At 65.4% G+C, this 21,983-nt stretch carries 16 protein-coding genes; 12 read left to right on the top strand and 4 right to left on the bottom strand.

Annotation, left to right across the window (positions count from 1 at the left end; translation table 11 throughout):
• Positions 1-644: 644 nt before the first annotated feature.
• Genes RTQ83_RS24295 through RTQ83_RS13525 form a run of 3 tightly spaced genes read right to left on the bottom strand, consistent with a single transcriptional unit; the run spans position 645 to position 2,518 of the window.
• Positions 645-1,082, bottom strand: a complete 438-nt coding sequence (locus tag RTQ83_RS24295) for a CopD family protein (protein ID WP_409456111.1) — start codon at positions 1,080-1,082, stop codon at positions 645-647.
• A gap of 9 nt (positions 1,083-1,091) precedes the next feature.
• Positions 1,092-1,430 carry a DUF3817 domain-containing protein gene (locus RTQ83_RS13530; RefSeq protein WP_312515360.1) on the bottom strand — a complete coding sequence of 113 codons (339 nt, stop codon included), beginning with the start codon at positions 1,428-1,430 and terminating at the stop codon, positions 1,092-1,094.
• Positions 1,427-2,518 (bottom strand): DJ-1/PfpI family protein, encoded by a 1,092-nt coding sequence (locus tag RTQ83_RS13525; protein WP_312515356.1) that lies wholly within the window; start codon positions 2,516-2,518, stop codon positions 1,427-1,429. Before RTQ83_RS13525 ends, RTQ83_RS13530 begins: the two co-directional genes overlap by 4 nt.
• A 150-nt stretch (positions 2,519-2,668) precedes the next feature.
• Here RTQ83_RS13525 and RTQ83_RS13520 point away from each other — a divergent pair, with 150 nt between their 5' ends.
• From RTQ83_RS13520 to RTQ83_RS13510, 3 genes are all read left to right on the top strand, one after another.
• Complete coding sequence (locus RTQ83_RS13520; RefSeq protein ID WP_312515353.1) at positions 2,669-3,667, top strand: GlxA family transcriptional regulator; 999 nt, start codon at positions 2,669-2,671, stop codon at positions 3,665-3,667.
• Between the two features lie 187 nt (positions 3,668-3,854).
• Complete coding sequence (locus RTQ83_RS13515) at positions 3,855-4,793, top strand: helix-turn-helix domain-containing GNAT family N-acetyltransferase (protein ID WP_312515350.1); 939 nt, start codon at positions 3,855-3,857, stop codon at positions 4,791-4,793.
• A gap of 774 nt (positions 4,794-5,567) precedes the next feature.
• Positions 5,568-6,725 (top strand): hypothetical protein, encoded by a 1,158-nt coding sequence (locus RTQ83_RS13510; RefSeq protein ID WP_312515347.1) that lies wholly within the window; start codon positions 5,568-5,570, stop codon positions 6,723-6,725.
• Here the strand turns inward: RTQ83_RS13510 and RTQ83_RS13505 are convergent.
• The gene (locus RTQ83_RS13505) at positions 6,697-10,875 is read right to left on the bottom strand and encodes a CheR family methyltransferase (protein WP_312515344.1); all 4,179 of its coding nucleotides are present in this window, start codon (positions 10,873-10,875) and stop codon (positions 6,697-6,699) included. The genes RTQ83_RS13510 and RTQ83_RS13505 overlap by 29 nt on opposite strands.
• Before the next feature lie 361 nt (positions 10,876-11,236).
• Here RTQ83_RS13505 and RTQ83_RS13500 point away from each other — a divergent pair, with 361 nt between their 5' ends.
• The 9 genes from RTQ83_RS13500 (at position 11,237) to RTQ83_RS13460 (ending at position 21,945) form a co-directional block, all read left to right on the top strand.
• Positions 11,237-12,061 (top strand): IclR family transcriptional regulator, encoded by an 825-nt coding sequence (locus tag RTQ83_RS13500; RefSeq protein ID WP_312515341.1) that lies wholly within the window; start codon positions 11,237-11,239, stop codon positions 12,059-12,061.
• Between the two features lie 33 nt (positions 12,062-12,094).
• Complete coding sequence (locus RTQ83_RS13495; RefSeq protein ID WP_312515338.1) at positions 12,095-13,474, top strand: sodium:solute symporter family protein; 1,380 nt, start codon at positions 12,095-12,097, stop codon at positions 13,472-13,474.
• A gap of 123 nt (positions 13,475-13,597) precedes the next feature.
• Positions 13,598-14,770 carry a porin gene (locus RTQ83_RS13490; protein WP_312515334.1) on the top strand — a complete coding sequence of 391 codons (1,173 nt, stop codon included), beginning with the start codon at positions 13,598-13,600 and terminating at the stop codon, positions 14,768-14,770.
• A gap of 51 nt (positions 14,771-14,821) precedes the next feature.
• Positions 14,822-15,349 (top strand): sugar dehydrogenase complex small subunit, encoded by a 528-nt coding sequence (locus RTQ83_RS13485; RefSeq protein WP_312515331.1) that lies wholly within the window; start codon positions 14,822-14,824, stop codon positions 15,347-15,349.
• Between the two features lie 31 nt (positions 15,350-15,380).
• On the top strand, positions 15,381-17,033 hold the full coding sequence (locus RTQ83_RS13480; RefSeq protein WP_312515326.1) for a GMC family oxidoreductase: 1,653 nt from the start codon (positions 15,381-15,383) through the stop codon (positions 17,031-17,033).
• Entirely contained in the window at positions 17,030-18,457 is a 1,428-nt protein-coding gene (locus tag RTQ83_RS13475) for a cytochrome c (RefSeq protein ID WP_312515323.1), read from the top strand. Before RTQ83_RS13480 ends, RTQ83_RS13475 begins: the two co-directional genes overlap by 4 nt.
• Positions 18,454-18,981, top strand: a complete 528-nt coding sequence (locus tag RTQ83_RS13470; protein WP_312515321.1) for a sugar dehydrogenase complex small subunit — start codon at positions 18,454-18,456, stop codon at positions 18,979-18,981. Before RTQ83_RS13475 ends, RTQ83_RS13470 begins: the two co-directional genes overlap by 4 nt.
• On the top strand, positions 18,978-20,582 hold the full coding sequence (locus RTQ83_RS13465; protein ID WP_312515318.1) for a GMC family oxidoreductase: 1,605 nt from the start codon (positions 18,978-18,980) through the stop codon (positions 20,580-20,582). Before RTQ83_RS13470 ends, RTQ83_RS13465 begins: the two co-directional genes overlap by 4 nt.
• A complete protein-coding gene (locus RTQ83_RS13460; RefSeq protein ID WP_312515315.1) occupies positions 20,575-21,945 on the top strand; it encodes a cytochrome c in 1,371 nt (456 codons plus the stop codon). Before RTQ83_RS13465 ends, RTQ83_RS13460 begins: the two co-directional genes overlap by 8 nt.
• Positions 21,946-21,983: the final 38 nt, after the last annotated feature.

Here is a 21,983-nt window from a genome sequence, read left to right as displayed (position 1 = left end):
GCGGTTCTCCGCTAAATTATTGATTCCATGAGCGCGATACGGCCTGCAAAGCCGTCTAGGTCAGTTCGACTCCGATCCTCGCCTCCAAATATTAAACGCGCGGGCCTCATTGAGGCCCGTTTCGTTTTGCAGATTGAATTTTAATCGAAACGAATGCGTCTTCAACTGAACTATGCGTCAGGTAACACGTTAGCGGCGTAGCAGGCCCCCGTAGACCCGTTGCATAGGCAATTTGGCAAGGTTTTAGAATCTGGACATTGCTGAAGTCTGTTTGCATCATCGAAGCGGGACAGCCTGATGCTGCGCAAGGCTGGGAAGCTGGCCGTCATGCCAGCACATCGCGCACTGCTCGCTTGTGGCTGATAAGCCGGTCGCGCGTCGTCAAGGACCTTGGCGAGTTTGAGCCCGCCGAGACCTACCATCTCATCGACCGGATCGCGGCCATAGCGCCCAGTCCGATGTCACATCTGCTCCCCGCTCGCCCGTGACGAGGCGCCCCATTACCGGAGATGCTACGCACGCTCTTGCCCTGAATGGCGTCTGCTGAACAGGCTTGGCCAATGAAGAACGGCCTGGCTAATGATGCTTGAACGAGGAAGCGGCGGCGGCACACGCGGAGTGTGATTCCACAACTGATCGGCTTGTTACATTGGTTTAACGCACACCAATATCGCAACAGCCAACACAATACCCCCCAACAGCATTGTGGAAGCAGCGATACTTGGTGCGTGACTTAGGATAACTTCACTCTCCCAACATAGCTTGCGAAGCCGCCCTCGCATTATTCCATGGCCTGTGGACAGACCAACCACCAATGCCATCTTCACCAGCAGCCAAGCCTGTGGAAACCAGCCGCCGTTCAACGCGAGATATAGTCCTAGTGCCCACGTGACCATCATTGCCGGAGATGTCACGCGCTGATCCCACCAATTCACCAGGTTGAGGTAGGCTGTTCGCGTTTCTCCTGCATTGCTGATCGATGCATGTTGCGCGAATGCGGTGGACAGTATCAGGAGCAACTGCCCACTTATCCACGTAATGGCTGCCGACACATGCAGTGCCTTGATGCACAGATATAGCATCGCCTGCTTTCAACATTGAGGCGGCAATAGGGCCGCTTCGCGCTTTGCCAGCATGTGTTGGCAAACAAATGCGCCGAAAGGAATCAATGCGGCCGCCACCATGATGAGTTTCTCGGACCGTGGCCAGCGAGCACCGGAAATCGTTCCCAGCAGGGTCCAGAAGTAGAAAACGAACGCCAGGCCATGGATGGGGCCAAGCACCGTCACGGCGGTAGGCGTGTGCGCAAAATGCTTGAGCGGTACGGCCACGCCCAGTAACAATACCAAGGTTACGCCTTCCAGCATCGAGGCCAGGCGCATCTGGCGCAACTGGGCCAGCTCGCTCGCTGCCCGCGACCGCGGCATCATGCGTTGGCCTCGACGATTCTATGTCCTGCCAGTTTGGACGCCGGCAGCATGCCGGCCTTTGCAGTCCCTGTCATCGCATCGGCATCGACGGTGACGGAGAACTTCAATGTCAGCCGCATGGGTTTCGTCACCTGCTGCGTCCAGCAGAGGCACCCGCTTTGCAGGGACAGATTCTCGAACGGCACCGTTTCATCGCCCTGCGTTGCCCACCCTTGCAAGGTACCGTTTTGCAGGGAGATCTGCAGCACGACCTGTAATGCGCCAATCGGTGTCTTCAGCTCTACATTCCAGGCGCCGGTGAACCGGCTCGCTGCGGACTGGTCGGCTGGATCTTGAGCCGGTGGTGGCGCTGCAGCAGGCAGTTCGCGTGCAGTGAGGGCCGGCAAGCTGCTGTTGCCAGGACTATGACGCCAGACGGTGCCGCGTCGCTCATACTCCAAGAGCTTTTCCACGCCCAGCGCGACATCCGCGCCTAGCTCACGTTCAAGCAGATAAAGGGCAACATCCAGGCCAGACGTGACACCGCCACCCGTGACTAGGTCTCCATCATCGACAACCCGTCCTGATACCGGGAACGCGCCGGAGGCGCTCAGCAACTCGACTCCCATGTGATGCGTGGTTGCATGACGTCCTACCAGCAGATTGCTCATGCCAAGAATCAGCGAGCCCCCGCACACCGTGGCCACCACGACATCGGGATCGTCCAGCGCTTCCCGCATGGCAGAGGCAAGCTGGGTCTGCGCTGCGCGCAGCAGTAACTGCGGGACGGTGTCGGGCCCATCTCCATCCAGCTTCCCGGCTGCCCCCGGCACCAGGACGATGCCGCCTCGCCGAGGTACCAAAGCGGCACTGGCAGGAATACGTAAGCCGCTCACGCCGCAGGGAACGGCGCGAGCGCCGTCCACACTGACCAACTCGACATGAACCGGGACTGCGCTGATGTCGCCTGCAGCCAGGAACACCTCATAGGGAGCGATCGCATCGAGCAAATCGAAACCGTCGAATAGCACGATCTGCACATTGAGCGGAGCAGGGTGGCTGGCATCCGGAGTACGGTGGTCATTTGAAGTTACATCAGTTGATTGCATAGACTTAATTCGTAAAGTGGAACGAAATCCGCCACAACATCGGCGGGCACCATCGAATTATGAGATAGGCAAGACCCGCCTCCAATTGGCCAGATTGACACTTACCGACGGAATTCTGACAAAATGCGGTTCACCTATCGGATTTGCACGATGAAGAGCCTCGCACCTCATAAAGTCGCCGTCATCGCCTTCGACGGCGTCGTTCCCTTCGATCTCGCGACCCCATGCGAAGTATTCGGCCATGCTCAGACACACGCCGGCCAGCGGCTCTACGAGGTCGTCGTATGCGCGGCTTCGCGCAGGGTAAGGACGCCACTGTACGACCTGAACGTGCGTGCAGGCCTGGATGTGCTACTCGATGCGCATACCGTGGTGGTTCCGGGGCTCTTCGATGTCGCGCTAGCGCCGCCGCCAGCGGTCATCGACGCTATCCGCAAGGCTGCCGATGGTGGCGCAAGGGTGGCGTCTATTTGTACCGGCGCAATGGTGCTGGCCCGGACAGGCCTGCTCGACGGCAGGCGCGCCACCACGCACTGGCTGGCCGCGCCCCTGATGGCCAAGCAATACCCCGGCATCGACGTCGATCCAAACGTTCTGTATGTCGATAACGGACGCGTCCTGACATCGGCCGGTGCTTCCGCGGGAACGGATCTGTGCCTTCACATGATACGTTGCGATCATGGCGCCGCCATCGCTGCCGAAACTGCCCGGCGCGCCGTCATGCCACTGGAACGTGAAGGCGGGCAAGCACAATTCATCACCTATGAAACGCCAGCCTCCAACGCGAACTTGAGCCCGTTGCTGCAGTGGATCGAGGAGCGGCTGGATCAAGCGCTCACGCTGGCGGAAATGGCAGAGCAGGCGGCGATGAGTCCCCGCACCCTTAATCGCCGTTTTCACGAGCAACTGGGCACGAGCCCTTTGCGCTGGTTATGCAAGTCGCGCGTACGCCGCACACAGCAACTTCTGGAAACGACAAATCTGTCCATCGAGCAGATTGCAACGACGGTGGGATTTGGAACGCCTACCTCGCTGCGAGAACATTTTCGCGGGATCGTCGGAGTGAGTCCGACTGCATACAAACGTTCGGTTGGCGGTGCACGACACAAAGCGCCCAAGCCGCTGCCGGACACCCCAGCACTCGCTTAGTTGTTCGTCGTGTGGAAATGAAACCGTGAAACCATGCCGCAGCGCGCTCTAATACGCGCCTTGGTCTGTTTCGACAGGTTGTGACCGTTCGTACCTCACGGCGCTTGGCAACACTGTCACATCGGTAAATGTTGACTGAGTCAGCAAAATATCACACAATCGGCGTGACCAAACTGTCGGAGTTTCCATGTCAATCGCTATGTCTCGCGAAAGAATCGCGAAGGTTCGCTCGTTCAACCGTTTCTTTACGCGCCACATCGGTGTGCTGAGTGAAGGATTTCTTCAGACCGAGTTCACGCTGACGGAGTTGCGGGTGCTGTATGAGCTGGCGCATCATGGCGACCAGCAACCGGCGGCCTTGTGCCGCCAGCTCGGACTGGACAGAGGCTATTTGAGCCGAATCGTCGGAAAATTCGAGGCGGCGGGATTGGTTGGTAAAGTCTCTTCGACAACGGATGGACGAGCCAAATTGCTCCACTTGACGGAACACGGGCGCGCGATATATGAGCCATTGGACCGTCGCTCGAGGGAAGAGGTTGGCGACATGCTGTCGCGCTTTGATGAGGCAGATCAGCAGCGCTTGCTGGATGCGATGAACACGATCCAGACACTACTCGACATTAAAGGGGCAATGAAATTTGCTCAGCCTTTCGTGCTGCGCACACATCGTCCTGATGACATGGCGTGGATCACGCGACGTCATGGTGAGCTTTATTCGCAACGACAGGGGTTTGATCGTAGTTTTGAGGCCTTGGTCGGCCAAATTTGTCGCGAGTTCGAGCGCGACTTTGACCCGGATGCGGAGCGTTGCTGGATCGCGGAGATGGGTGGGAAGCGAGTAGGCTCGATTGCGGTAATGCGCAGCGGCGAAAAAGGCGTGGCAAAACTGCGTCTGCTTCTGGTGGAAGAGGAGGCCCGCGGCTCTGGCCTGGGCTCGCATCTGGTGGAGACGTGCCACCAGTTTGCTCGCGATGCAGGTTACAAGAAAATGCGGCTTTGGACGACTGATCAACAACAAGACGCACGCTACATCTATCGCAACAAAGCTTATGTACTTGTGGCTGAGGAGCCGGTGCATGCCTTTGGTAAAGACATGATTAATGAAACGTGGGAATTGGATCTGTAACCTCACGGGTTTGTCCGGGCACTGGCAAGCGACACCACACTCCAAACGGAGTACCCCCGTTCTCGCCTCCAGCATATCTTCTGATCGCCGGTTTTTTGCTGGCGATTTGTTTTTTCTCTTCACTTACTACGCGTGCAGCGATTCGACATCCCGTGTGGAACGTCCCTCGCGTCCGGTGGCCACATCAGCGGTTGCGTTATTGGGTCCGGCAGTTGCGTATTCTCGTGCGACTCGGATGCAAACCGCTGTGCAGGCACCGTCAACCGCCTCCAATATCTGCACTCTCCCAGCGACTGCAAAGGCGAGTGCGATGATTAATCTAGATACAACTACATTTGTGCAAATTGTCTTACCCTGTTAGAATAGATGTTTTCACCGGCAGCCGCTACCGATTGCCGTAACTCCTTCGAAAGCAGCGCTCCACAAAGCGCTTTACCTGCAGCCTCTACGGCGCACGCGTGTGTCCGCGACCGGTCTCTGCCTCGGCAGCCGGCCGCTACTGCCAACCATCCGTACTGCAAGACGCCCCTACGGCTTTGCAAGGCTTGGCCGCCCGACCTCGATCAGCCGCCTGGCCTGACGCGACCGGCACGCTCGCAGTGCATAGCATGACATCGCGCGCCGCCCGACTATCAATACTCAGGAAATTATATGAACCGATATTCCGGAGGCCGTTCCCAATGCCTCGCCACGCCGCCTGCAACCCTTGCCACGCATCGGGGGACCGCGCTGCGCGCAGGCGCAACCGTGTGCACGATGCTGATGGGCTTAGCCATGCTCGCGCCCGCCATCGCCAGCGCCCAGGAGTCGAGCGCATCGCCGCTGACGCTGGGCGGCGCCATCCGTTTCAACTACGTGCACAAGAGCTGGCAGGACGAGTACCGTAGCGGTTTCTTTGGCCTCGACACGGCGCGCCTGGATGTCAAGTACGACGACGGCCGGCTGATCGGCTCGGCCCAGTACCGCTACAACAATTATCCGGACGGGCAGGGCGGCTACTGGCAGCATTTTCTGCAGCATGCGTGGGGCGGCCTGCGTTTTGACGACGGCAGCGAGCTGCACGTCGGCCTGGACAAGAATCGTTTCGGTCTGCAGCCATTTGCATCGAACAATTTCTATGAATCGATCGCGTTCTATGCCGGCCTGGAAGACAAATACGACCTGGGAGTGACCTATCTGAGCCGCCCGGGCCCGGTCGAGTGGCAGCTCGGCTTTTATCCGCGCGACGGCGGCTCGTATGGGGGCGGGAGCAACACCGCCGGCGCCTCCAACCGCTACTCCTACAATATCGTGGCCGACGACGCCGAACAGGGTTACGGCACCGGCCAGACCGACCGCGAGCGCAACACCGTGATCGGCCGCCTGGCGTGGCATGTCGGCCCGCAGGGCAATCACGAGTTCGGCGTGTCGGGCCTGACCGGTGAGATCGACAACGGCCGCGGCGCCGACACCCGGCGCCATGCCGCGGCCGTGCACTACCGCGGCAGCTATGGCCGCATCGGGGTCATGCTGCAGGCAACGCGCTACCGCTACCGCACGGCGCATGGCCCCGAGCAGACCTACGGCGGGCTCGACCCCAACAGCTTCTTCATGATCGGCGGCTTCGGCTATCCGTTCCCCGTGGCCTCGGAAGGCGACATCCACATCGCCAATATCAGCTACGATCTGCCGGGAAGGCTGGGGCCGTTCAGCCAGTTCAAGCTCTACAACGATTACAGCGTGCTGCGTAAACGAAATACTGCCTACCGGGATTCCGTACAAAATGTCACCGGCATGAGCTTCTCGTCCGGCAAATGGTCGTTCTATGCCGACCTGATGATCGGCAAGCACCATCCCTATCTGTCGCCTGATCTGGGCGGACTGGCTTCCACCTCGACCGCGCATCAGGGCTTTACGCGCCGTATTAATTTGCAGGCCGGGTATTATTTCTGATGCCGCAGGACGGAGATCGACTTGCCGTTCTTTGGCGCGCGTGATCGATTTCGCTGATCATGGAAACGGCGCCCGTCACCGTGCCGTCCTGGTCGAACATCGGCACACTTGCCACGCAGGCCGAGATTTCTCTGCCGCTCTCATCCGTATACAGCATCTGCTGACCCGGCAGGACACTCTCGCCGCGCAAGGCCCGCGCTCCGGGAAACTGGTGCGGTTCGAGCAAGCGGCCTTGTGGGTCAAATGCACGCCAGTGCGCGTGCACCGCCGCGTCGCGTGAAGGCAGCCGGCCGCGCGGCACGAAACGGCGGTACGCGTCATTCGACAGCGTCACTTTGCCGGCCAGGTCGATCACGGCCAGACCAAGCGGCCCGCTCTCGAATGCCGCGCTCAAGCGCGCCTGGCTGTCGCGCAGCGCCGCATCGGCGCGGTACGCCACGGTCACGTCATTAGCATCATGCAGGATGGCCTCGACCACGCCGTCGTGGTCGAGCACCGGCGAATTGACCGGGCTCCACCAACGTTCTTCGTACGTGCCATCCGGCCGCAGGACGTCATACTTGAAGTCGGGCATGGATTCGGACCGGCGCGAGGCCAGTACCCGTTCGAGCGAAGCGCGCAGCATCTTCACCCCATCGGCGCCCGCGCCTTCCGGATTGCCGGGATACGCTTCGAACACGCCACGCCCGATGACGTCGGCGCGCGTGCGCATCGTGGCCGCCAGATACGCACTGTTGACTCCGCGAATGGTAAAGCGCGGCGCGTCGTTGCCGAGCACCAGCAGCGGCGCCGGAGAAGCCTCGAACAGCCGCGAGAAAGCCTGGTCCGCCTTGACCCGCGCCGTGATATCGGTCTCCGCGCCGAACCATTCGACCAGCGCGCCCTGATCGTCGAACACCGGCACTGCGCGTAGCGCTACCCAGCCCGCCGAGCCGTCCTGGCGCAGCACGCGGTGTTCGAGCGCCAGCTCGCCGCGGCTGGCGATCGCGCGCTCGATGGCGGCGCGCAGCCGCGGCCGCTCGTCCGGAGGAATGCGCTGTTCCATCCAGTGTGCGTGCGGTCCGTCCTGGACGGCAGGGCCGCGCGACCCGTCGAAGCGGGACATCGCACGCCAGTCGGCACTGATGCGGTAGAGCGATGAAGCGCCGACGGTGGCCAGCGCGCGAAAGCGCGTCTCGCTCTGGAGCAGTGCCTCCTCGGCACGCTTTTCGGCATCGATGTCGATATTCATGCCGACCCACTTGCGCACCGACCCATCCGGGTTGCGCACCGGTGCGGCCAGCACGCTGGTCCAGCGCCAGCCGCCATTCGCCACGCGCAGCCGGAACCGGTTGCTGATCACCTGGACCGCATCGATCCCGGCGCGCCATACCCGCAGCGCCATCTCGCGATCGTCCGGATGCAGTGCGTTGGCCCAGCCCTCGCCGGACCATTGCGCGCCGGTCTGCCCGGTATACGCCAGCCAAGAGGGCGGATCCGTGACCACGTTGCCCTGCGCGTCGGCCTGCCAGATGGCCTGGGCGTGGATTTCCAGAAGCGTACGCAGCAGCACCTCGCTCTCGCGCCGCGCGTCCTGCGCTTCCCTGTGGCGCGTGATGTCGAAGAACGTCATCACCGCGCCTTCGATGCGGTGCGAACCGGTGCGGTAAGGGTGTACGCGCACGATATAGGCGCGGCCGTCCTTGCTGAGTACTTCCTGCTCCAGCGGCTGCAGCGTCTCGAACACGCGGGCCGCGTCCTCGGCCAGGTGCGCATTGTCGAGCCGGCTGGTGATGTGCAGCAGCGGGCGGCCGACGTCGGCCGGGATCACGTTGAACAGGTCGGCGATGCGCGGCGTATAGCGCAGGATCCGCATCTCGCGGTCGAGGAACAGGGTCGCCACGTCGGACGACGCGATGAGGTTGTTCAGGTCGTCGTGCGACTTAAGCAGCTTGTTCAGGCGCTGCGCCAGGTCGGCGTTGGCGGCCCGGAGTTTGCCGTTGGCGGCGTGCGCCTGCTGCAGTCTGGCGTCGAGCTCACTGTTGGCCGAGCGCAGTTCTTCGATGCTCGTCTTCAGTTCTTCCACGGTGGTATGCAGCGCGGCGCTGGACTGTTCCGCTTGGTCGATGGTGTCCAGCAGCTGGTTGCGGGTATGGCGCAGTTCCTCGTCGAACTGTTCCAGCAGGGCCTGGTCGCGTTCGCCGGCGGGTGGAATGGTCGCGGGCGAGGCAGGCAGCTCCCTGAAGCTCACCAGCATCAGCAGGCCGTCGGCGTGCTCGTCGTAGAACGGCAGCACCGCGATGTCGACCGCGCGCGGCACGCCGTTTTCCTCGTAACGCACTGCGCCGGTGCTGGTCTCGCGGCCGCTTTTGCGCGCCTGGAACAGCGCGGTGCGCGCGGCCAGCCGCCACGCCAGAGGCAGCAGCGACACCAGCTCGCGCGTCGGCTCGCCGCCGGCATGGTGCAGGAAGCGGCTGGCCTCTGCGGCGATGTGCACGATGTCGCCATTGGCATCGACCAGGATGCTGGGCGGCGCCTGCTGCGCCGCTTTGTGCAGGTGGATGTCGGCGAACGAAAACAGGCGGCCGCGGCGCTCGGCGGGCGGGGTGTCGTCACGCCGGGCAGGCTTGACCGAGGCGCGCGCCACCTCTTGCGCAGGGGCTGCGTCCGGTGCGGCGCGTGTACGCGCGCCGGGCCTGGTCCGGTAAATGCGCAGGCCGGCATCGACGGCGTCGAACAGATCGGATGCGTCATCGATGTGCTCGGCGCTGCCGAGCATGAGGTAGCCGTCACGGCGCAGCGCGAAGTGAAACGTCTCGAACAGCTGGCGCTGCATGTCCTGGTTCAGGTAGATCAGCAGGTTGCGGCAGCTGATCAGGTCGAGCATGGAAAAGGCGGGGTCGCGCACCAGGCTGTGTTCGGCAAACAGTACCTTCCGGCGCAAGGCCTTGCGCACCTTGTAGCAACCGTTCTCGAGCGTGAAATGGCGCTGCAGAAGTTGCGGCGCGATATCCTCTGCGATCGACGCGGGATACAGGCCGGCGCGCGCCGTGCGGATCGCCTGCGCATCGATGTCGGAAGCGAACACCTGGATGGCCGGTGGGGCGCTCAGCGTCGCGGCGTGGTCGGCCAGCAGCATCGCCATCGAGTAGGCTTCCTCGCCGGTGGAGCAGGCCGCCACCCAGACGCGCACCGTGTCGCCCCGCCCCTTGTCCTTGAACAGTCGGGGCAATACGTCGCGCTCGAGCATGGCGAACGCGGCGCGGTCGCGAAAGAACCGGGTCACACCGATCAACAGGTCATTGAACAGGGCCTGCGAACGCGCTGGATCCTGCCGCTGCACCGCATGATAGCTGGGCAAATCCGGCAGGCCGCGCACCCTCAGGTGGCGCTCGAGCCGGTTTAGCAGGCTGGCGCGCTTGTACTGGCGGAAGTCGTGGCCGGTATGTTCGTGCAGCAGTGTCAGCACATCCTGCAGGGTCCGTTCCGGATCGGGGCCCATGTCGAGGCCAGGCGCAGGATGGACGTCCGGGACATGCCCGCCGATGGTGCACCTCATGCCGCGTAGCGCCATCAGCCTGGCCGAGATCTCGGCGGCGGCCAGCACCAGGTCCGCGACGCCGGCATCGATCGCCGACTGCGGCATGCCTGCGTGTCCGGCATCGGCGGGGGACTGAACCAGGGTGACGCCGCCCTGTTCCCGGATGCAGGCCAGGCCGGTGGTGCCGTCGGCGCCGATGCCGGACAGGATCACGCCGATGGCGTTTTCCCGCTGGGTCATCGCCAGCGTCTCGAAGAAGCGGTCGATGGTGGCAGGGTCGCCTGTATCACGGACCAGGTCGTACAAGACCAGGTGGCCGTCTTCTATCTTCAGGTCGCGCGCGGGCGGAATGACGTAGATCTGGTCCGGCAGGATCGGTGTCGAATGCGTGACCTGCACCACCGACAGCCGGGTCGAACGCTGCAGCACCCGATCGGCATTGCTTTGCTGATCGGGCGGCAGGTGCAGCACCACTACCAGCGCCATGCCCGGCGACGCCGGCAGGTGCTGCAGCAAGGTGGCAAGCGCCGCGAAGCCGCCGGCGGAGGCGCCGATGCCGACGATGGGGAAGGGGAGGCGGGCCGGCGGTGAAGCGCCTGGGCCCGCGTCGTCGGGTTTCTGCGAATTCATTGTCGGGATAGACTGGTCGATGCGCTCAGCATCGCACAATCTCGTGCGGGGCCAGTGCACGGCAGGGCCTTATCTTCATCAAAAACGTTGCCGGAATGGCAGTAGCGAGACGCTCCTGGCGACGGCATTGGTCCAACACACGGGCTACGCAGTAGTACTGACTAAGCGTGGCAACGTCCCCACAAGACCATGACAGTGACAGGGCTTTGGTCCTATGTCTTATATAAGATACGCTATAATTTATTTTATCAAACTAAAGTTCGCATTCCGAATTATTTGTGGGCCTGTATATCGACGCAGGCTTTTTATACGACAGTCCTACAAACTATAATTCGCATTCCGAACTTTCACCGTGCATGATATGAAAACGACCGATGCTGTTGCAGTAGATTCAAAAAACACCGTCCAGTCGCTGGCCAAGGGCTTCCGCGTCCTGCAGGCGTTCACCGCGCACGAGCCCGAGCTGACCATGGCCGAGATCGCGCGCCGCGCCGACATGGACAACGCCACCGCCTTCCGCTTCCTGAATACGCTGGTCAACCTCGGCTATGTCGACAAGGTCGACAACAGCCGCCTGTTCCGCCTGTCGCTCAAGGTGCTCGATCTCGGCTTTCACGCGATCGCGCGTGCCGATCTGCGTACCCACGCGCGGCCCATCCTGCGCGGCCTGGTCGGCGAGATCAACGAGGCGGCATCGATCGGTGTGCTCGACGGCAGCAGCGTCATGTACGCCGAACGGGTTCAGGCCGGCCTGACCCAGCTCGGCGTCGAGGTGCGCATCGGCAGCCGCGTGCCGGCCTATTCGACGGCGGTAGGGCAGGCCTTGCTGGCCTGGCTGCCGCGCGAGACCCAGCTGAAGGTATTGGGCGGGCAGCCGATGGTACGCCTGACCCCGACCACGATCACCGACATCGACACCCTGGTGGCGCGCCTGGACGAAATCCGCGAGCTCGGATATGCGCTGTCGAACCAGGAAACCGTGTCCGGCCTGTACGTGCTGGCCGCGCCCGTGCTGGACATCGACGGCACGCCGGTGGCGGCGCTGAGCGTGGCGGCGCCGGCGCATCGCGGTTCGCTGGAACAGTTCCAGCACAACGCGCTGGACGCGGTGCTGCAGGCGGCGCGCCAGCTCTCCAAATCTTTGCAGGCCACCGGTGGCTACGCCGCCCAGGGCCTGGGGCGCTAGGACGCGCCGCGTCGTCAATGGAATATTGTTTGAATGCAGACGTCTGGAACCGGCGGGGCGGTCATCATCGCGATGGTGGTCCTCTACACCGCGCTGACCACCTGGCTCGCCGCCCGCGCGCGCAGTGCTACCTCAAGCGAATTCATGGTCGGCGCGCGCAACCTGTCCTCGGTCACGGTCGGCATCCTGATGGTGTCCGAGTTCGTCGGCACCAAGTCGATGATCGGCACCGCCCAGGCGGCGTTCGAATCGGGCATGGCGGCGTCCTGGGCGGTGCTGAGCGCGGCGGTCTGTTTTCCGCTGTTCGGCGTGGTCCTCGCACGCAAGCTGTACAACTCGGGCGAGTACACGATCTCGGGCGCGATCTTCCAGCGCTACGGCCGGCCGACCCAGCTGATCGTCTCGCTCATCATGATTTACGCGCTGTTGCTGGTCAACGTCGGCAACTACCTGAGCGGCGCGGCGATCGTCGGCGCGGTGCTGGGCCTCGATCTGCCGCCGGCGGCGATCGCGATCGCGGCGGTGAGCACCTTCTACGTCGCCTTCGGCGGCATGAAGAGCGTGGCCCAGGTGACGGTCTGGCACAGCGTGGTGAAATACCTTGGCGTGCTGGTCGTGCTGGCGGTGGCCCTGCGCATGGCCGGCGGGGTCCAGCCCATGATCGACGCGCTGCCGCCGTTCTACTTTTCGTGGGACGGGCGCATCGGCGGCCCGACCATGCTGGCCTACTTCATCGGCAACCTGGGCGCGATCTTCTCGACCCAGTACATCGTCCAGGCGATCTGCTCGACCAGGAGCGCCGACGCTGCCGCCCGCTCGACCTATGTCGCCGCCGGCCTGGCGCTGCCGATCGGTATTGCCCTGGGCTTGATCGGGGTTGCCGCGCGCGCCGTCTATCCCGGCGTGCCGAGCCTGTACGCGCTGCCGGTCTTCCTGCGCGACATGAACGTTTTCCTGGCCAGCTTCGTGGCGGTGGCGCTGGTGGCGTCGATCCTGGCCAGCGTCAGCACGGTGGCGCTGGCGATCGTCTCGCTGGTGGTGCGCGACTTCTATCTGCCGTCCTGGCGCCCGGCGCCGGACCAGCAGTTACGCACTACGCGCCGCATCGCGCTGGTGGTCGGCATCGTTCCGCTGGCGCTGGTGTTCCTGGCGCCCGGCCTGATGACGCTGTCGTTTTTCACGCGCGCCCTGCGGCTGTCGATTTCGGTGGTCGCCGTGATCGGCCTGTACCTGCCGTTCTTCGGCAGCGGCCGCGGCGCCGTGTGCGGCCTCTTGGCCGCGGTGGTGGCCACCACGGGGTGGTACCTGGCGGGTAACCCCTGGGGCATCGACAACATGTATATCGCGCTGGCGACGCCAGCGCTCGTAATCGCGGTCGAACGGGTGTTCGGCCGGACCCGGATGCCGCGCTGAAGTTGCGCGCTCGGCCAGGCGCCCGCGCCTGGAATTTCGTCGCCCTGCGACATCAATTGAAAGAGAGCGGCCCTGGCGCCGCCGGCCTGGCCAGCCGGCGGCGGCTGGCGCTCGGATCGACACATGAAACAAACAGCTTTACTGGTACTGGGCGGCGTGCTGCTGTCCGGCGCGGGCGGCAACGCCAGCGCGCAATCGAGCCTCACCGTCTACGGCATCGCCGACGCGGCGCTGACCCACCTGGACCACCGCGCCGGCGGCGCCACCACCTATATGCGTAGCGGTCCCAAGGACGGCAGCCGGCTCGGCTTCAAGGGCAGCGAGGATCTGGGCGGCGGCACGCGCGCCCTGTTCGTGCTCGAGATGGGCTACAACCTGGACGACGGCTCTCCGCAGCAGGCCGGCAAGCTGTTCAACCGCGCGTCCTACGTCGGCTTGAGCAATGCGCGCTACGGCACGCTGACCGCGGGCCGCGTGTATGCGCCGTATTTCGATTTCCTCACGCCGCTGGGGCCATTGCCGGTGGTGACCGGCGCCGCCGGCGACCACCCGGGCGATATCGATGGCTTCGATATCACGGTGCGCAACAACAACGCGGTCAAGTACACCTCGCCCAACTGGGGCGGCGTGACGGTCGGCCTGATGGCCGCAACGGGCGAGCAGTCCGCGAATGCCGGCAACAGCGGCGACGCCTACAGCGCCGCCGTCAAATACGACCACGGCGCCTGGCATTACGCGCTCGGCTACCAGCTGCTCAAGAACGGCCCCGAGGCGCGCAACTGGGACCCGAGCACCGCCGGCAACTTCTCCAAGTCGCCGCTCAACGCCGGCTATCTGTCGGCGCGCGACGTCCAGTACATGGCCAGCGGCCTGCGCTACCAGAGCGGCGCGCTGAGCCTGGGCGGCTCGCTCAGCAACGTGCAGTACCGTCCCAACGCGCAATCGCTGTTCCGCGACACCGCCATCTTCAACACGGCGGCGCTGCTGGCCGGCTGGCAGACCGCCACGCCCTGGATGTTCGGCGCCGGCGTGACCTATACCCGGGCGACTGCGGCCAACGGCGTCGACGATCCGGCCAGCCACCTGCAGTTCTCGCTGCAGCAGGCCTACTGGCTGTCCAAGCGCACCGTGGTCTACCTGCTGGAAGCGACCCAGCGCGCCCACGGCCGCACGCTCGCCGCCGACGGCGTCAGCGAGATCGATGCCGGCGCCGTGATCGGCATTTCCCAGACCGGCCTGGTGGCCGACAGCCGCCGCCAGAGCATGGTCACGCTCGGCCTGCGCCATGCGTTCTGACTATCCAGGCTTCACCTGCTCTTCACCTGTTCACAAGCGAGTACAGATCTCATGCTGAAATCAAGACGCAAACTGCTGTTCGGCGCGGTCGCGCTATCGACCGCGTGGGTGGGCTGGAACACCGTCCCGGCCTGGGGCCTGGCCGACGCCACCGCCGCCGAGCCATCCTCCGACGCCGGTGCAGCGGACTTCATGCGGGTATCCAACCTGCTGGTGAATCACCGCCTGGACGGCGCCATCGGCGCGCGCATCGCCCTCGAAGCGGCGCGCATCTACCCGCGCTGGGCCGAGATGAACGCCACCATCCTCGGTATCGCGCAGGCACGCAAGGCGCAGCTGGTCGAAGACTTCTTCGACGCCATTCCCGAAGGGGCAGTACGCGACTATGCGCACTGGGTGATCTTCGCCTGGTACACCGGCTGCTCGTCGGCGCAGAAGGATGCGCGCGTGTTCACCTTCGAAGGCGCGCTGACGTACCAGACCACCGCCGACGCGGTGGCGATTCCTTCGTACGGCTTCTCCGGCCCCAACCTGTGGCACCGCGCGCTGGCCCCGCTGGCCGCGATTCCGGTCTTCTGAGCCCGGCCCACGCCACCTACAACACAAGCCTATGCCTACATTGAAAAACGCCGACGTCGTCATCGTCGGCACCGGGGTGGTCGCGGTCGCGATCGCCGAACAGCTGCTGGACGCCGGCATGTCCGTGCAGATGCTCGAAGCCGGCCCGCGCGTGGACCGCGCCGAAGTGGTCGAGAACTTCCGCAACCTGCCGCTGGCGCTGAAGGGTGACCCGTCCTCGTGCTATCCGCCCAAGCCGTGGGCGCCGCATCCGATGCCGTCGCTGGAAAAGCCGGACGACGCCTACCTCCAGCTGAGCGGGCCGAATCGCTACGCCCAGACCTTCATCCGCTACGCCGGCGGCTCGACCTGGCACTGGGCCGGCACCAGCTGGCGCCTGACGCCGCAGGACATGCGTCTGCGCACGCTGTACGGCGTCGGCCGCGACTGGGCCTTCGACTACGCCACGCTCGAACCCTACTATGCCCGTACCGAACACCTGCTCGGCATCTGCGGCCCGGCCGACCCGGCGCTGCAGTGGCCGCCGGTGCAGGCCGGCGCGCCGCGCTCGCGCCCGTATCCGATGCCGCCGCTGCCGTTCGGTCCCGGCGAGCAGCGCTTCACCGAAGTCGTGGACACGCTCGGCTACAAGAACATCCCGACCGCCCAGGCGCGCAACAGCGGCATGCCATATGACGGCCGCCCGGCTTGCTGCGCCAACAACAACTGCGTGCCGGTGTGCCCGGTCGGCGCCAAGTACGACGCCGCCACCGCGCTGTCGCGCCTGGAAGCGAAGGGTGCCCGTATCGAGGCCAACGCGGTGGTGCACCGGGTCGAGACCGACGCCGCCAACCGCATCGCGGCGGTGCATTACCTCGACCCCGACAAGCGCAGCCATCGCATCGGCGGCGCCCTGTTCGTGCTGGCCTGTAACGGCATCGAGACGCCCAAGCTGCTCCTGATGTCGAAGGACGCGCGCAACCCGAACGGCCTGGCCAACAGTTCCGACCAGGTGGGCCGCAACATGATGGACCACCCGCAGCTGACCATGACCCTGACGCTGGAGGAACCCTGCTGGGCCGGCGTCGGCCCGGTGGTCAACAGCGGCATCATGGAAACCTCGCAGGGCGCGTTCCGGTCCGAACACGCGGGCGCCTACTTCCGCTTCAATAACTTCGCGCGCAACCGTTTCGTCACCTTTGCCGCGCTCAAGAGCGGCAAGGTCGGCAAAGCGCTCGACGCCGAGATCCGCCGCATGACCGCCTGCAGCGCCGACATCGTGCTGGCGCACGAAGTGCTGCCCGATCCGGACAACCGCCTGACCCTGTCCGACAAGAAGGACTGGCTCGGCCTGCCCAAACCGGCGATCCACTACGACGTGGGTGACTACACGCGCAAGTCGGCCGAGGTGTATTCGGTCCCGATCGGCAAGCGCATCGCCCAGGCGATGGGCGCCACCAACATCAAGCTGAGCTCCGCGTTCGCCCAGAGCAAGCACATCATGGGCGGCACCATCATGGGCCGCGATCCGCACGACTCGGTGGTCGATGCCGACTGCCGCGCCCACGACCATGAGAACCTGTTCCTGCCCGGCGGCGGCGCCATGGCCAGCACCGCCTGCGGCAACAGCACCATCACCATGGTGTCGCTGGCGCTGAAGGCTGCCGATGCGATCCAGCGCCAGCTGGGGAGGGCACGCGCATGAGCGCCTTGATTACCTTCCTGCGCGCCGCGATCCTGGCTGGCGCCGGCCTGGCCGGATGGTCCGGCAGTGTCCTGGCACAGGGCTTACAGAGCTTTGATCCGGCCACGATCGAACGCGGGCGCTACATCGCCACCGCGTCGGACTGCATCGCCTGCCACACGGCGCACAAGGGCACGCCGATGGCCGGCGGCCTGGTGATGTCCTCGCCCGTGGGCGAGATCGTCTCGACCAACATCACGCCGTCGCGCCGCTTCGGCATCGGCGGCTATACCGAGCAGCAGTTCGCCGACGCCGTGCGCAAGGGCATCCGCGCCGATGGCCAGGCCCTGTATCCCGCCATGCCGTACACCTCGTACGCGATCATGAGCGACGCCGACGTGCATGCGCTGTACGCCTACTTCATGGCGGGCGTGCCGGCGGTGGAGCAGGCGACAAAGCCGACCGAGCTGCCGTTCCCGATGAATGTGCGCGCTTCGATGAAGGTGTGGAACGCGCTGTTCCTGGACGACCAACCGCTGCCACCCGCGCCCGGCAAATCGGCGCAGTGGCTGCGCGGGCGCTACCTGGCCGAAGGCGCCGCCCACTGCGGCACCTGCCACACCCCGCGCGGGGCGCTGATGCAGGAGAAGAAGTTGCTCAATATGGCCGGCAGCCAGGTCGGCGCCTGGTATGCGCCGAACATCACCCCGCATCCGACCGCCGGCATCGGCAGCTGGAGCGAAGAAGAACTGGTGCAGTACCTGCGCACCGGGCGCCTGGAAGGCAAGGCGCAGGCCGCCGGCAGCATGGCCGAAGCGATCACCTACAGCTTCAGCCGGCTCGAAGAGGATGACCTGAAGGCAATCGCGCACTACGTCAAGACGCTGCCCGCCGTGGACGCCGTCGAGAATGCGGGCAGTGTCCGTTCGCGCTTCGAACAGGGCCACCCCGGCAACGAACTGGCCGCAATCCGCGGCAAGGGCTACGCCGCCGGCATGGCGGGACCGCAGCGCGGCGCCCAGGTGTATTCGGCCAACTGCGCCTCGTGCCACGGCGCCGACGGCCAGGGCACGGCGGACGGCTACTACCCGAGCCTGTTCCACAACTCGGCCACCGTCAGCCCGACCAACCTGGTCGCGACCATTCTGCAGGGCGTGGACCGCGAGACGAAGGATGGCCACGTGTTCATGCCGCCCTTTGGCGAGCAGCCGAATGCGGTCAACCACCTGTCCGACGACGATGTCGCGGCGCTGGCCAACTACCTGCAGGTGCGCTTCGGCACCGGCGCGCCAAGCGTACGGCCGGCCGACGTGGCGCAGCTGCGCCAGGGCGGGCCGCGCTCGTACCTGCCGCTGCTGGCGCAGGCCGGCGTGGGCGCCGGCGTGCTGGCGCTGATCGTGCTGCTGGTCGTGATCGTGCGCCGCCGCCGGGGAGGGAAGGCATGAAGCATCCGTCTTCCATCTCGCGCCGGCGCGCACTGCAGGCGCTGGGCGCGCTGGCGCTGTCCGGCGCCGCTGGCCGGCTGCTGTCGGCTACCAGGACCCGGCAGGCGCGCTATGGTGCCGGGCCCGGCCTGGACGACTTCGCGGCCGTCTCGCGCACGCTCACCGGCAAGACCACGCTCGATCCGGCGCTGATGCTGGCCCTGTACCGCGCCATGCAAACCAGTACGCCGAACCTGGACGGTGGCCTGGCCTCGCTCCGGGCAGCGCTGGCGGCCCGGCCGGACGACGAACAGCTGCTGGACGGCTTGCCGCCGCATCAGCAGGCCTTGAGCCGCGCCATGCTGCAAGGCTGGTACCTGGGCGTGGCGGGAAGCGGCAAGGGCGCGCTATGCGTCGCCTTTGTCGACACGCTGGCCAACCGCGCGGTCGCGGCCGAGCTGGTGCCGCCGAGCTATTCGTACGGTCCCTGCGGCAGCTGGCATGCCCGTCCTGAATCAACAACGCAAGACACCAACCACTTATGAGCAATGACATTTCCGCCGACGTCGTCGTGATCGGCGCCGGCATCTGCGGCGCGCTGCTGGCGCGCAAGCTGGCACACGCCGGCCATTCGGTGCTGATGCTGGAATCCGGTCCGCGCGTAGGCCGCGCCGAACTGGTCGAACGCTATCGCCACTCGGCCTTCAAGTCGGACTTCATGGCGCCGTATCCGTTCTCGGAAATGGCGCCCCATCCGACCTTCACCCCGGCACCCAACGGTTATATCGAGCAGGCCGGCCCGCACCCGTTCTCGGCGCAATACATCCGCATGCTGGGCGGCACCAGCTGGCACTGGGCGGCCCAGATGTGGCGCTACCTGCCGAGCGACTTCCGCACCCAATCCCTGTACGGGGTCGGCAAGGACTGGCCGATCGATTACGACGCGCTGGAGCCGTACTACTACGAGGCCGAAGCGATCACCGGCGTGGGCGGTTCGCCCGACACCGGCTCGCCGCGCAGCAAGCCGTATCCGATGGAGCGCGTGCCGGCTTCGTGGTTCCAGCAGCGCGTGACCGAGCGCCTGGCGCCGCAGTTCAAGGTGATCGACGACAGCACCGCGCGCAACAGCCGCAGCTTCGACGGCCGCCCGGCCTGCTGCGGCAACAACAACTGCATGCCGGTGTGCCCGATCGACGCCCAGTACCACGGCGGCCTGGCCGCCGCCGGCGCCGAACGGGCCGGGGTGCGCGTCGTCACCGAAGCGGTGGTGTATCGCCTCGAGCACGACGGGCGCGGCGCCATCGTCGCTGCCCATTACTACGACTGGAACAAGACCAGCCACCGCGTCACCGGCCGCACCTTCGTCGTGGCGGCGAATGCCATCGAGTCGGCCAAGCTGCTCTTGACGTCGACCAGCGCGGCCTTCCCGAACGGCGTGGCCAACCGCAGCGACAACGTCGGACGCAACCTGTGCGACCACCCGGCAGTCGGCGTCACCTTCGACATGGACGAACCGGTGTGGCCGGGCCGCGGGCCGGTGAGCCCGTGCTCGATCGGCCAGTTCCGCGACGGCGACTTCCGCGCCGAACATGCGCCGTTCCGCATCGATATCTCGAATGCCTCGCAGGTGGCGTCGGTGACCAAGGAACTGATCCAGGAGGGCTACCACGGCATCAAGCTCGAAGGCGCAATCCGCGACCGCGCTTCGCGCCGGGTGAGCATCAAGAACGCGCTCGAACAGCTGCCCGACCGCGACAACCGCGTCACCCTCGGCGCGGGCAAGGATGCCCTCGGCCTGCCGGTGCCGCGCATTTTCTGGAACATCGACGACTACGTGGTCAAGGGCACCGCCGCCACGCGCCGGCGCTACGACGAGATCGCGGCGCAACTGGGCGCCACCCGCGTCAAGCACAGCAAGGCCGGGGTGTTCGGCAACCGCCAGCACATCACCGGCACGCTGTCGATGGGCCTGGATCCGAAGGACAGCGTCACCGACGCCTGGGGCCGCGCGCACGACCATCCGAACCTGTACATGGCCGGCACCGGCGTGATGCCGACCGTCGGTACCTGCAACGTGACCCTGACGGCGGTGGCGCTGGCCCTGCGCACCGCGGACAGGATCAACCAGGAGATGCGCCATGGTTGAACGCTTCCTGTCCCTGCTTGCGCGCCTCGGCGTGCTCGCGCTGCTGGCCGCGTCAAGCGCGCATGCCGCACCGGCAGCTAGCGAAGCACGCGTCGAGCGCGGTCGCTACCTGGCGGTCGCCGGCGATTGCGCCGCCTGTCATACCCAGGCCGGCAAGACGCCGTTCAGCGGCGGCGTGCCGATCGCCAGTCCGCTCGGCACCATCTATTCGACCAACATCACGCCCTCGGCGGCCGCCGGCATCGGCAGCTATACGCAAGAAGAGTTCAGCCGCGCTTTGCGGCGCGGCGTGCGCGCCGACGGCAGCCACTTGTATCCGGCCATGCCGTACACGGCGTATGCGAAGCTGAGCGACGCCGACACGGCCGACCTGTACGCCTACTTCATGCACGGCGTGAAAGCCGACGACACGGCGCCGCCCAAAACGGCGCTGCCGTTCCCGTTCAACGTACGGCTGTCGATGGCGTTCTGGAACACCCTGTTTCTCGATACCGACGTCTACCGGCCGGACGCGAGCCGCTCGGCCGAGTGGAACCGCGGCGGCTACCTGGCCCAGGGCCTGGCGCACTGCGGCACCTGCCACACGCCGCGCAATTTCCTGATGGCCGAGAAGCCCGAGCTGTACCTGCAGGGCGGCTCGCTCGGCACCTGGTACGCGCCCGACATCACGCCCGGCAAGGCGGGCTGGGACCACGCCAGCCTGGTGGACTACCTGCGCACCGGTCACGCCAAGAACGGCGCCACCGCGGGCGGGCCGATGCTGGAAGCGATCGACAAGAGTTTTTCGAAGATGGCGCCGCAGGACATCCGCGCCATTGCCACCTACCTGGCCGACGTGCCGGGGCCGGCGCACGGGGCGGCTCAGGCATCGGCTCAGGCATCGGCTCCAGCACCGGCGCCGGTGAAGGCCGTCGCCGCCGGCGACGTGGCCGAGATGGCCGGCGCCATCGGCAAGGGCGAGCGCCTGTACCGCAACAACTGCGCATCGTGCCACCAGGCCGGCGGCGAGGGCATGCGCGGCCTGCCGGCGCTGCGCGCGCACACGGTGTTGCGCTACCCGAGTGCGGACAACGTCGCCATGGCAGTGCTGGAAGGCGTCTGGCCCGAAGAGGGGCAGGGCATGCCCGGCTTCGCGGCCGAACTGTCCGACAGCGAGGTCGCGGAGGTCAGCAACTATGCGATGGCGGCCTTCGGCAACAGCGCGGTGCGCATCGATGCCGCGCGCGTGGCCGAACTGCGCCAGGGTGGGGCGGCTTCGCCACTGTTGCTGCTGGCGCGCGCAGGCATGGGCGCGGGTGTGGTGGCGCTGCTCGTCCTGGTCTGGTGGCTTGCGCGCCGCCGCCGGCGCAAGCAGCGCCGCTGAGTGACCGGTTCCACCCGCGCTACGGGTGAGCGCGTCTG

This window comes from Massilia sp. (assembly GCF_031995545.1).
Classification (GTDB): Bacteria; Pseudomonadota; Gammaproteobacteria; order Burkholderiales; family Burkholderiaceae_D; genus Telluria.
Note: the sequence above shows the minus strand (reverse complement) of the source record. Positions and strands in the feature narration are given on the sequence as shown.